Origin of the sequence: Domibacillus sp. PGB-M46, from assembly GCF_022668875.1 — a bacterium.
Lineage (GTDB): Bacteria > Bacillota > Bacilli > Bacillales > Domibacillaceae > Domibacillus.
Genome location: NZ_JAKGCR010000005.1, coordinates 251,665 through 263,670, shown reverse-complemented (window position 1 = coordinate 263,670; position 12,006 = coordinate 251,665). Strand labels below are relative to the sequence as shown.

The 12,006-nt window shown below is 45.7% G+C and carries 14 protein-coding genes; all 14 read right to left on the bottom strand.

The genetic code is table 11. The features are described from left to right. Window positions 1-22: 22 nt before the first annotated feature. Complete coding sequence (locus L2D08_RS08990; RefSeq protein WP_242233421.1) at window positions 23-1,150, bottom strand: sporulation protein YqfD; 1,128 nt, start codon at window positions 1,148-1,150, stop codon at window positions 23-25. Continuing rightward, window positions 1,143-1,409, bottom strand: coding sequence for a YabP/YqfC family sporulation protein (locus tag L2D08_RS08985; protein WP_242233420.1), 267 nt, complete (start codon window positions 1,407-1,409; stop codon window positions 1,143-1,145). The genes L2D08_RS08990 and L2D08_RS08985 overlap by 8 nt, the downstream gene beginning before the upstream one ends. A gap of 51 nt (window positions 1,410-1,460) precedes the next feature. Then, the gene (locus L2D08_RS08980; RefSeq protein ID WP_242233419.1) at window positions 1,461-1,778 is read right to left on the bottom strand and encodes a hypothetical protein; all 318 of its coding nucleotides are present in this window, start codon (window positions 1,776-1,778) and stop codon (window positions 1,461-1,463) included. A gap of 67 nt (window positions 1,779-1,845) precedes the next feature. Then, a complete protein-coding gene (floA, locus tag L2D08_RS08975) occupies window positions 1,846-2,841 on the bottom strand; it encodes a flotillin-like protein FloA (protein ID WP_242233418.1) in 996 nt (331 codons plus the stop codon). 15 nt (window positions 2,842-2,856) lie between these two features. Continuing rightward, window positions 2,857-3,561, bottom strand: coding sequence for an NfeD family protein (locus L2D08_RS08970; protein WP_242233489.1), 705 nt, complete (start codon window positions 3,559-3,561; stop codon window positions 2,857-2,859). Window positions 3,562-3,677: 116 nt separating this feature from the next. After that, the gene (locus L2D08_RS08965; RefSeq protein WP_242233417.1) at window positions 3,678-4,124 is read right to left on the bottom strand and encodes a GatB/YqeY domain-containing protein; all 447 of its coding nucleotides are present in this window, start codon (window positions 4,122-4,124) and stop codon (window positions 3,678-3,680) included. A gap of 14 nt (window positions 4,125-4,138) precedes the next feature. Further along, window positions 4,139-4,312, bottom strand: coding sequence for a 30S ribosomal protein S21 (gene rpsU, locus L2D08_RS08960; RefSeq protein ID WP_018393973.1), 174 nt, complete (start codon window positions 4,310-4,312; stop codon window positions 4,139-4,141). A 109-nt stretch (window positions 4,313-4,421) separates the two neighbouring features. Next, window positions 4,422-5,105 carry a deoxyribose-phosphate aldolase gene (deoC, locus tag L2D08_RS08955; RefSeq protein WP_242233416.1) on the bottom strand — a complete coding sequence of 228 codons (684 nt, stop codon included), beginning with the start codon at window positions 5,103-5,105 and terminating at the stop codon, window positions 4,422-4,424. A 109-nt stretch (window positions 5,106-5,214) separates the two neighbouring features. Then, on the bottom strand, window positions 5,215-6,546 hold the full coding sequence (gene mtaB, locus L2D08_RS08950) for a tRNA (N(6)-L-threonylcarbamoyladenosine(37)-C(2))-methylthiotransferase MtaB (RefSeq protein WP_242233415.1): 1,332 nt from the start codon (window positions 6,544-6,546) through the stop codon (window positions 5,215-5,217). A gap of 5 nt (window positions 6,547-6,551) precedes the next feature. Next, window positions 6,552-7,301 carry a 16S rRNA (uracil(1498)-N(3))-methyltransferase gene (locus L2D08_RS08945; RefSeq protein WP_242233414.1) on the bottom strand — a complete coding sequence of 250 codons (750 nt, stop codon included), beginning with the start codon at window positions 7,299-7,301 and terminating at the stop codon, window positions 6,552-6,554. 13 nt (window positions 7,302-7,314) lie between these two features. Beyond that, window positions 7,315-8,259 carry a 50S ribosomal protein L11 methyltransferase gene (gene prmA, locus L2D08_RS08940; protein WP_242233413.1) on the bottom strand — a complete coding sequence of 315 codons (945 nt, stop codon included), beginning with the start codon at window positions 8,257-8,259 and terminating at the stop codon, window positions 7,315-7,317. A 24-nt stretch (window positions 8,260-8,283) separates the two neighbouring features. Beyond that, the gene (gene dnaJ / locus L2D08_RS08935; protein ID WP_242233412.1) at window positions 8,284-9,402 is read right to left on the bottom strand and encodes a molecular chaperone DnaJ; all 1,119 of its coding nucleotides are present in this window, start codon (window positions 9,400-9,402) and stop codon (window positions 8,284-8,286) included. A 133-nt stretch (window positions 9,403-9,535) separates the two neighbouring features. Further along, on the bottom strand, window positions 9,536-11,371 hold the full coding sequence (gene dnaK, locus L2D08_RS08930; protein WP_242233411.1) for a molecular chaperone DnaK: 1,836 nt from the start codon (window positions 11,369-11,371) through the stop codon (window positions 9,536-9,538). Window positions 11,372-11,413: 42 nt separating this feature from the next. After that, a complete protein-coding gene (gene grpE / locus L2D08_RS08925; protein WP_255821898.1) occupies window positions 11,414-12,004 on the bottom strand; it encodes a nucleotide exchange factor GrpE in 591 nt (196 codons plus the stop codon). Between the last annotated feature and the right edge of the window lie 2 nt (window positions 12,005-12,006).

The window sequence follows — 12,006 nt, the reverse complement described above, 5'->3', positions numbered from 1 at the left end:
ATCATTCTCCTTAGCTGCCACGTTAGTTAATTGCAATATTTTCAAGTACTTGGAAGTGTATAATCACCTTTACTTTACCACTTTCAGACCGCTTCTGTAAAACGTTTTCGCCTACCACTTCTGCTTCTTTAGGAAGTTTAGCCATCAATGTCGCTTTCGCTGCCTGAACAGCTCTTTCTTCTTGTTCCGCTTCCGTTTCTACTGTTCCAGCCGGCTTTAATGCATACTCTGTTTCAGTCCGCACCGAAAAAGGAAGCTGATAAGAAAAAAAGTAAAAAGAATATCGGTTTTCCTCCCTCTGAATAGACCCTTTCAAAGACGAAGGCTTCCATAAGGCATACTCTTTTTCACCAATTGAAAAGAAGATATGTTTTCTATTTTCCCCATTTCTCGTTTTTAATGCGCCACCTCCAAGCGTAACGGTTGCTTTATACCATGTTTCTGCCGTAACGGTCCCGGAAGCTGGCTTTTTTTTTGTTCCCTTAATCAGCCGGTCTCCGGCTTCTACAAAATCACCGCGCTGCACTTCCGACACACCGTACTTAATAAACATATCCTGAATAACACCCGATTTTACAGCCTTTACATGCCGTGTTTTAGCCGTATCGCGCGGAGGCGGATGTTCTGAGGAAACATCCACTACATACACGACTCCTTTTTTTTGAATTAAAAAACGCACTACACCGGGTATATCCTGCACGGCACGCCTGGATATCGCTTCGGTATCTACATCGTTCAGGCGAATCGCTCCTTCACGGATTCCTTCTTTTTTCAAAAAAGCCCGGACGTCTCTTTCCAGTTCGTCATCCGCCCCCTGTATATCGATTCGAATAATCATCGCAGACAGCAAAACCATCACCAGAAAAAAGCAAAGGCTGGCAATGAGGAATGGCGCATAGCGGATGACCCGCTTTTTCAAAAAAGGAAGGCCAGTCCGTTCCTTGAACCGAACGGTGCCTGAAAAGCGTCTTGCTTCCTGCCGAAGCTTGCTTATGTCTTCAAGGCACAGGGTGAATTGAACTTCATTTTGGCGGCTGTACTGAATGTTTTTTAAGGTGACGCCGCGCTGGTGCAGTCTGCCAGGAAATAAAGGGGCCTCTTCTCCTCTGACCAGCACGGTTACAGCGCCTTTTACAAAAAAGTCAGCCAAATCGTTTTTCCTTTAAGCAAACGCTTGTCATTGTTCCTTCAATCACCACTTCAGAGGGCATGAGTTCCAGGACCTCAAGTGATTTCCCCTGTATTTCAAGCACAGCATCCGACAGCTGGATGCGCACAGTCCGGTCAGTAAATTGCTCAAGCTTTTCGGCATTGTAAACCGTTACTTTATTCATGCCAATGACCACTACTCTTGGAATGCGGCCGATAGCATCTTCTGGCAGCCCGGCCATTTTCCCCATCCATTTCATTAAAAGCGCCCCTTTCTTTTTCATATATCTATGAAAAAAAAGGGGCACTCATCACTTTTTACACTTCGACTTTGGCGGACCAAGAACTTCAGACAGGATAATCCCTTTTATCATGTCTTCTCCCGTCCATGTATCAATGACCGAGATCGGCTCTTGTTTTTTTGTTCGGTTTACCCGGGCAGGGCGTGACTCGCTTTTTTCCTCTTTTAGTACCGGCTGCGTATTCGGCTGTTTTAATTCGCCCGGTATTGCTGCCTTCACGTTTGCACGTTGATCTTCTAGACGGCCGGCTAAATCCTTTGCTTTCCGTTCAGCTTTTTGTTTATGAGACTTAGGCGTTTCCTGCTTTTCTTTTTTATTAAAAAGCATTGAGATCAAACCGGCAATAACGGCAATAATGAGTGCTTCTATTGCGACGACCCCCTTTTACATTGGATTAATCCTGATTATGATCTTTTTTCTTTTCCCCAAGACCGCTGATTGCATCACGCATATCTGTATCCGCAGAAAGATTTTGGATATTTAAATAGTCCATCACGCCAATATTACCGGCACGCAATGCTTCTCCCATCGCACGAGGTACATCTGCCTCTGCTTCTACAACTTTTGCCCGCATTTCTTCTACGCGCGCTTTCATTTCCTGCTCCTTCGCTACCGCCATTGCACGGCGTTCTTCTGCTTTTGCCTGAGCAATATTTTTATCGGCTTCTGCCTGTTCTGTCTGCAGTTCGGCACCGATATTTTTGCCGATATCCACATCTGCGATATCAATAGACAAAATTTCAAATGCAGTGCCGGAATCCAGCCCTTTATTTAAAACCGTCTGTGAAATCATATCCGGGTTTTCCAGCACTTTTTTATGATGATCGCTTGAACCAATGGTCGAAACGATTCCTTCACCCACACGGGCTACAATGGTTTCTTCCCCGGCTCCCCCGACAAGGCGGTCAATATTGGCCCGAACTGTAATACGCGCTTTTGCTTTTACTTCGATTCCATTCATAGCAACCCCAGCAATAAAAGGTGTTTCAATCACTTTCGGATTAACACTCATTTGAACGGCTTCCAGTACATCACGGCCGGCGAGGTCAATCGCAGCTGCCCGTTCAAACGTCAGGTCGATATTGGCCCGATGAGCGGCAATCAGCGCATTTACCACACGGTCAACGTTGCCCCCGGCCAAATAATGGCTCTCAAGCTGATTAATGGTTAAGCCAAGGCCCGCTTTAGATGCTTTAATAAGCGGATTCACAACACGGCTTGGTATAACCCGGCGCAGCCGCATACCAACCAATGTAAAGATGCTAATTTTCACACCGGCTGCCAGGGCAGAAATCCAAAGCGCGACCGGCACAAGTGTTAACAAAACACTGAGTAAAATAATGACTCCAACCACAACAGCAATTAAAAGAACAGTATTTCCTACAACCATACAATCCTTCCTCCTTTAGGACTCCATTTCTCTAACAACAACCCGGACACCTTCTGTTTTTACAACAGCTACCTCTACGCCTGCGGGAATGAAAACGCCTTCTGCCACCGCATCAATGCGCTCTCCGTCAATCACAACCGTCCCTGATGGACGCAGAGGTGTTTTCGTTTTACCTGTTTTCCCGATTAAGTCTGTGCGCGTCACATTCGACACATAGCCGCGTTCAGTATTCGTCGAATCACTTAAAATAAACTTTTTTAAAAATTTCATTTCTTTTCCCAACACCTTTACCATCAAAATCAGTACTGCAGTTGCTACTAAAAAGGCGATCAATAGGGAAACGGCCGTCCATAGCATGCTTGCACCGGCAAAAAGTACTCCTGCGGCAAAAAGAAGAAAGCCTAAAAAACCGACAACCCCGCCTGGTAAGATGACTTCGGCCAGAATAAAAAGAACACCAACAATGATAAGCAGAACGGTTGATATCCCGGCATCACCTGACATCATATGGCCTGCTATAAAGATGATTAATGCAAGGGTGGCAGCCATCCCAGGGAGTCCGAAGCCTGGTGTAAACAATTCCAAAATAAAACCTGCCAGCATAACGGATAACAAAATCATGACCGTAATAGGGTGTGTCGCAAACTCAATAAACCGGTCACTCCAGTTAAAGGCCGTTAAAACTGGAAAACCTGCAAGCAGCCCTGTCCAGTTTCTCATGTCACTCAATTTCACCGCCTTTCTGTAGGTTGTTTCTTATTTATACGGAATAAACAGGAAAAAAGTTTCATAAAATAAAATAAAAAAGCTGCCGCCCAATTAAGGACGGCAGCTTTTTAAGAAAGCTTTTGCTGAACAAGACGGTTGACAAGTGATCCATCTGCTTTGCCTTTTACTTTTGGCATAAGCGCAGCCATCACTTTCCCCATGTCTGATTTTGCAGAAGCGCCTGTTTCAGCGATTGTTTCTTCCACAATGGCTGATACTTCTTCTTCTGAAAGCTGTTCGGGCATATATTCGTTCACGTAAGTCAGTTCAGTCTGAATTTTGGCCACAAGATCCTCACGGCCGGCTTTTTCAAACTCGTGGAGGGAGTCTTTGCGCTGTTTCACTTCGCGAGAAAGGACTGTCAGTTCTTCCTCTTCTGTCAGGTCGCGGCCGCCTGCTTTAATACTTTCATTTTGCAATGCAGCTTTGAGCATGCGGATGACTGTCAGCTTTTCTTTCTCTTTGTTCTTCATCGCTTGCTTCATCTCATCATTAAGACGTCCGAGAAGACTCATATAAAAACCTCCTCTTAGAACTTACGTTTACGAGCTGCTTCTGATTTCTTTTTGCGTTTCACGCTTGGTTTTTCATAAAATTCGCGCTTTCTGTACTCCTGCAGGGTGCCAGTTTTAGAAACAGTTTTCTTGAAACGGCGAAGAGCATCTTCAAGCGATTCGTTTTTGCGAACAACAGTTTTTGACATTTCTTTTTCCCTCCCTCCGAACACATTACGATGGAAATTCCATGTACTGCATTATTATAATACATGCATAGTATTCGGTCAAGAAACTTTCTTTACAAAACATTCATAATTAATATCCGGCTTCTCCTTCAACTCCGGTTACAATGGCAATTCCTGAGCTTGCGCCGATTCGTGTTGCTCCTGCTTTCACCATTGTCATAGCATCCTGCTGGGTACGAACGCCTCCTGAAGCTTTTACGCCTACTTTAGGCCCGACGGTTTCACGCATTAAGCGTACATCTTCCTCCGTTGCTCCGCCTGCTGAAAAGCCGGTTGATGTTTTAACATAATCCGCTCCTGCAGCCACTGCGAGCTCGCATGCTGTTTTCTTTTCTTTTTGCGTTAACAGGCTTGTTTCAATAATGACTTTTACAAGCGCTTTTCCCTGCGCAGAAGCCACGACCGCTTTGATATCTTTTTGAACAGTTTCGGTGTCGCCGTCTTTTAAAGCGCCAATATTGATCACCATATCGACTTCTGTCGCTCCGTGCTCAATCGCTGTTTTTGTTTCAAACGCTTTTACTTCCGTCAGCGTAGCGCCAAGCGGAAAGCCGATCACTGTACAAACCTTTACTTCTGATCCCCGCAGGAGTTCAGCCGCCTGCTTGACCCGCGCTGGATTCACACAGACCGATGCAAAGCCGTGCCGGTTTGCTTCCTCACAAAGCTTCGCAATTTCTTCCTGTGTCGCATCTGCTTTTAACAGCGTATGGTCAATTGTTTTAGCAATATTTCCAAATGTATCGGTAATCATCTTCATGATCCCCTTTCGGTTAGTTGTCCGTACCTCTTTAGTTTACCATTATTCCGGGCGGCTTGCGAGAAACAGCCGCAAAAAAGCCGGCCCAGCGGCCGGCTTTGGATTATGCGTGAACTGGTTCAAGAACGCGGACAAACTGTCCTTCGTTGTATGGGTAGCCAGCTTTTGTAATCTTCACTTTTACAATTTTCCCTACCATATCTTCTGTAGCCGGGAAAACCACTTTTAAATAATTGTCGGTATAACCGCTGTAAAGCCCTTCTCCGCCTTCTCCAAACGGTTCTTCAGGAATCACTTCGAGCACTTCGTTTTCAAAGCGGGCTGCGTATTCTTTCGCAAGCTGATCGGAAAGGGCGATCAACTTATGAACACGCTCATTTTTCACTTCTTCATCTACTTGATCTTCCATTCGGGCTGCCGGCGTACCCGTCCGTTTTGAATACGGGAATACATGCAGCTCAGAGAAACCATGTTCCTGAATAAAGTTGTACGTCTCCATAAATTCTTCTTCTGTTTCGCCCGGGAAGCCCACAATAACGTCAGACGTTACAGCAAGCCCTGGAAGTGCTTTTTTCAGCCGGTTTAAGCGATCTGCAAAAGCGGCCATTGTATACTTGCGGCGCATCCGCTTTAATACTGTGTCCGAACCGGACTGAAGCGGAATATGCAGGTGACGGACCACAATATTTGACTGGTCAATCACATCAATCACTTCATCGGTTAACTGACTTGCTTCAATCGAAGAAATACGGATTCGTTTTAATCCAGGCACCTTCGCCTCAAGATCACGAAGAAGCATTGCCAGATTATAATCCTTAAAGTCAGACCCATAACCGCCAGTGTGAATACCTGTTAAAACGATTTCCTGATAGCCGGACTCGACAAGCTGTTTTGCCTGACGAATGACTTCTTCCGGATCACGCGAACGCATTAAGCCGCGTGCCCATGGAATAATACAAAACGTGCAGAAGTTATTGCAGCCTTCTTGAATTTTTAAAGAAGCACGAGTCCGGTCCGTAAATGCCGGCACATCCAGTTCTTCATATACGCGATTCTTCATAATATTTCCTACCGCATTGATCGGCTGTCGCTCCGCTTTAAATTGCTCGATATAATCAAGCATCTTGACACGATCCTGTGTCCCTACAACAATATCTACTCCCGGAATGGCCATAATTTCAGCCGGGGATGTCTGCGCATAGCAGCCAGTTACACAAATAACCGCATCCGGATTTTTGCGCACTGCGCGCCGGATTACCTGCCGGCTTTTTTTATCACCTGTATTGGTAACGGTACACGTATTAATTACATAAACGTCAGACGTTTTTTCAAAATCTGTACGTTCATAGCCTCGCTGCTCAAACAGCTGCCAGATTGCTTCTGTTTCGTAATGGTTTACTTTGCAGCCTAATGTATGAAATGCCACTGTTGGCATGTTGATCACCTCTTTAATTCTAGATAAAACGAAACCGCCGACAGCACATACAAAGGCGCTGTTTCCGCCCGAAGAATTCTTGGGCCAAGGGCACAGGGAATAAATCCTGAATCCTGCAGCTGAGCCGCTTCTTTTTCGGAAAACCCGCCTTCCGGACCGGTGACGACCAGCATTCGCCCGCCTGGCTTCAATAAATGAACAGCCTCATAAAATGCCGTCATTTCTCCGGATTTAGCCGTTTCTTCATAAGCAAAGATTTTCACATCAAACGTGCTTGACTGCTCAATCATCTGCTTCATAGACACAGGTTCTGCTACGCCTGGAATTCGGTTTCGGTGTGACTGTTCCGCCGCTTCTTTAGCAATTTTCTGCCAGCGCTCTGTTTTCTTGGCTCCTTTTTTCGGATCCCACTTTACGATCGAGCGCTCTGCTTCAAATGGAACAAACCCGGCAGCGCCGAGTTCTGTTCCTTTCTGTATAATATAATCGAATTTATCACCTTTCACAAGACCGCAGGCAACTACAACCTCAGCCGGCATTTCCGTTGACTGCTCAATCCATTCCTCTATTCTCGCTTCAACAGAGGTGTCTGTTACAGACGTTAAGACAGCCACCCCTGCTTCGCCTTCCGGGAAGACGGCATAAACACGGTCTCCTTCTTCCATCCGCATAACCCGGCGGATGTGATGCGCATCTTCTTTTGAAAAGTGAATGTTTTCTGCATTCTGCCCACTCGTTAAGAAATATCGCTGCATACTTGCACCTCTGTCATTCCGCTTTTTTACCGACGATGCAGACCCAGTCTTCCATAACTACGGTTTCTTCGATAAATAAACCAGCATCCGTCATCGCCTTGCGAACCTCTTCTTTTTTCTGCCCGATAATACCGGATGCAATAAAGAATCCGCCCGGACGCAGGATTGACGCTACGTCACCGGTAAAGGAAATAATCACTTCCGCTAAAATATTGGAGACAACTACATCGGGCTGGTCGTCAATTCCGTCAATTAAATTGTTTTTTGAAACTGTAACAATGTGTTCTGCATGGTTCAGTGCCACGTTCTGGCGTGCTGCTGATACGGCCACTTCATCTAAATCAAGCGCTGTGACACGAGAAGCTCCCAGCAGAGCGGCACCAATAGCCAGCACCCCTGATCCTGTTCCCACATCCACTACATGGTGGTTTGGTTGCACAAACCGTTCCAGCGCCTGCAGACACATCACGGTTGTTGGGTGCGTTCCTGTACCAAATGCCATGCCCGGGTCCAGCTCAATGATGAGTTCATCGGTTGAAAACGGCTCATACTCTTCCCATGTAGGGACAATCGTAAATTTTTCAGAGATTTTTACCGGATTATAATATTGTTTCCATGCGGTTGCCCAGTCTTCTTCATGTACTTCGCTGACAGATACGCGCAGCTTTCCAGTATCAATTTGATAAGCAGACAAATTTTTAACAGCAGCTGTAATATCATCAACCGTTTCCTGCAGAAAACTGTTTACCGGCAGGTACGCTTTTACAGCCACTCCCTCATCCGGGTAGTCGTTCGGGTTCAGCTCGTACAATTCACCGAAAAGGCCGCCTTCCCGCTTCTTATCAAGCTCGGCACGATCTTCAATGACAACACCGCTCGCCCCTGCCTCATGTAAAATATTCGAAATCGGTTCAACTGCATCATTTACGGTTTCAATGCAAATTTCTGACCACTTCATATATGTCCGCTCCCATCATGCCATTTAATCACGCTTGAGTGCGCGTTTTACTTTATCAAAGAAGCCATCTTCTTCGCTTGGCTGCTCACCGCTTACCTCTGCAAACTCCCGCAGCAGCTGCTTTTGCTTTTCATTTAGTTTTACCGGTGTAATTACTTTTACTAAAACATGCTGATCGCCAGTGCCAAAACCTCTTACGTTGGCTACACCCTTGCCGCGCAGACGGAATCTGGTGCCGCTTTGTGTGCCAGCCGGAATCTTCAGCTTCACTTTACCATGAACTGTCGGCACTTCGATTTCATCACCAAGAGCAGCCTGTACGAATGTGATCGGCATTTCACAGTAAATATCATCGCCGTCCCGTTCGAATAATTCATGTTCGCGCACGCGGAATACAACATACAAATCGCCTGGAGGTCCCCCGTTAATACCGGCTTCTCCCTGCCCGGATAAACGGATTTGCTGGCCTTCATCAATACCAGCAGGCACTTTCACATTGATTTTTTTGTTTTTCGTTACACGGCCGTCTCCACCACATGTAGAACATTTATCTTTAATCATTTTGCCTGTACCGCTGCAATGATGACAAGTACGGCGCGTTGCTACACGGCCAAATGGTGTGTTTTGCTCCACATTTACCTGGCCGGCTCCGCCACAGTGTGAGCATGTTTCAGGAGATGTGCCCGGCTTCGCACCGCTTCCGTGGCACGTTCCGCATTCTTCTTCTTTCGGAATGGTAATATCTTTTTCCACACCGAAAACCGCTTCTTCAAACGTCAAAGTCATTGTATATTGAAGGTCGTCTCCCTGACGGGGCGCATTCGGATCGCGTCTGCGTCCTCCACCACCGAAAAAGGTACTAAAAATATCATCAAAACCGCCGCCAAAGCCGGAGAACCCGCCACCGCCGAATCCGCCCTGCTGCGGGCCTGCGTGGCCAAATTGGTCGTACTGGGCTCTTTTTGACTCATCGCTCAGCACTTCATAAGCTTCCGAAATCTCTTTAAACTTTTCATCCGCGCCCGCTTCTTTATTGATATCCGGATGATATTTTTTAGACAGCTTTCGGTATGCTTTTTTAATTTCGTCTTTTGAAGCCGTTTTACCGACGCCTAATACGTCATAATAATCCCGTTTACTCACCGTTTTCACTCCCGTTTTATTCACATAACCGCTATTTTAACACACATCTGCTCTTCATTGGTAAATTAAATTGCTTCACGAAAAAAGCCAAAGCCGGAAAACCGCTGACTTTGACTTTTTCGTGTGACTTCGCTTAGTTTTTATCTTTTGAATCGTCCACTTCTTCAAATTCGGCATCCACGACACCGTCATCTTTTGCGGCCGCACCTTCAGCCCCTTGCTGTGCTTGAGCCGCTTTTGCTGCTTCTTCATACAGCTTCATAGACAATGCCTGCACAATTTCATTTAATGCATCGCGTTTTGTGCGGATTTCTTCAAGATCGCCTTTTTCAATAGCTTCTTTCAGCGCATCTTTTGCTTCCGTAGCTTTTTGAAGTTCTGCTTCGTCCACTTTGCCTTCAAGCTCTTTTACCGTTTTTTCTGTTGTAAACACAAGCTGGTCTGCTTCGTTGCGAAGTTCTACTTCTTCTTTACGCTGTTTGTCAGCATCCGCGTTTTCTTCCGCTTCTTTTACCATGCGTTCGATTTCTTCATCAGAAAGACCGGATGAAGATTGAATCGTAATCGCCTGTTCTTTTTGTGTGCCAAGATCTTTTGCTTTTACATTTACAATACCGTTTTTATCAATATCAAATGTTACTTCAATTTGCGGTACACCGCGCGGTGCCGGCGGAATGTCTGTCAACTGGAAGCGGCCAAGTGTTTTATTGTCCGCTGACATTGGACGCTCGCCTTGAAGCACATGAATATCAACAGCCGGCTGGTTATCTGCTGCCGTCGAGAATACTTGTGATTTTGATGTCGGGATTGTTGTATTGCGATCGATCAGCTTTGTGAATACGCCGCCCATTGTTTCAATACCAAGCGAAAGCGGTGTAACGTCAAGAAGAACAACGTCTTTTACGTCACCTGTAAGAACGCCGCCCTGGATCGCTGCACCCATTGCAACTACTTCGTCCGGGTTAACGCCTTTATGCGGCTCTTTGCCTGTTTGCTTTTTGATCGCTTCCTGTACAGCCGGAATACGAGTTGATCCACCGACAAGGATTACTTTATCGATATCCGCATTTGTTTTGCCTGCATCTTGAAGTGCCTGACGAACAGGGCCCATCGTACGCTCTACAAGGTTTGATGACAGTTCATCAAATTTTGCACGTGTAAGTGTTGTTTCAAGGTGAAGCGGTCCAGCTTCGCCTGCTGTGATAAATGGAAGAGAGATTTGTGTAGATGTAACACCAGACAAATCTTTTTTCGCTTTTTCAGCAGCATCTTTTAAACGCTGCATTGCCATTTTGTCTTTTGACAAATCAATGCCGTTTTCTTTTTTGAATTCATTTACAAGATAGTCAATGATGACTTCATCAAAGTCGTCGCCGCCCAGACGGTTGTCGCCGGCAGTTGAAAGTACTTCAAATACGCCGTCGCCCAGCTCAAGGATCGAAACGTCAAATGTACCGCCGCCAAGGTCGTATACAAGAATCGTTTGGTCCTGGTCTGTTTTATCCATGCCGTATGCAAGCGCAGCAGCTGTCGGCTCATTGATAATACGCTCTACTTCAAGACCAGCAATTTTACCGGCATCTTTTGTAGCCTGGCGTTCAGCATCATTGAAGTAAGCCGGTACCGTAATAACAGCTTTGTCTACTTTTTCACCAAGGTAATCTTCTGCATAAGCTTTTAAATGTTGTAAAATCATTGCGGAAATCTCTTGTGGTGAATACTCTTTTCCATCAATCGTTTCTTTATGGGTTGTACCCATATGGCGCTTAATCGAAATAATGGTATTCGGGTTTGTAATCGCTTGGCGTTTTGCCACTTCCCCTACCTGGCGCTCGTCATTTTTAAATGCTACAACAGATGGTGTTGTGCGATTGCCTTCTGGATTTGGGATTACTTTTGCTTCGCCGCCTTCAAGGACTGCTACGCAAGAGTTCGTTGTTCCAAGGTCAATACCGATAATTTTACTCATTTTTAAAGTTCCCTCCTGAAATCATTGCTTATCAAAATAAATTTATTGATTTACTTTTACCATTGACGGGCGGATAACCCGATCTTTTAATGTATAGCCTTTTTGCAGCTCAGCTAAAACTGAATTTGGTTCTGCTGATTCATCGCTGTCAGTCATGACTGCTTGATGTACATTCGGATCAAATGGCTTTCCGACTGTTTCGATTGGCTTAACACCTTCGCTCTCAAGCGCTGTAACAAATGTTTTATAAACCATTTCCATTCCTTGAAGAACAGATTTTGTTTCTTCATGTTCTGGAGTGATTTGCAGCGCCCGCTCGAAATTATCAAGCACTGGCAGCAGCTCCGTTACAAGCTTTTGCGCGCGGTATTTTTCCTGTGCTTCCCGGTCCAGGTTTGCCCGGCGACGGAAATTATCGAAATCTGCCCGCAGACGCAGATAACGGTCCTCTGCTTCATCGAGCTGCTTTTGAAGCTGCTCTTCTTTTGATTCTTCTTCTACCTCTTCAATGGTTGTTTGATCCACTTCTACTTCAACGGTACCTTGCTCTTCTGTAGAAGAAACCGCCTCATCGGCTGGTTTTTCTTCCGTCAATGGCTTTTGTTCTTCTGCCACTGATATCACCTCCAACATTT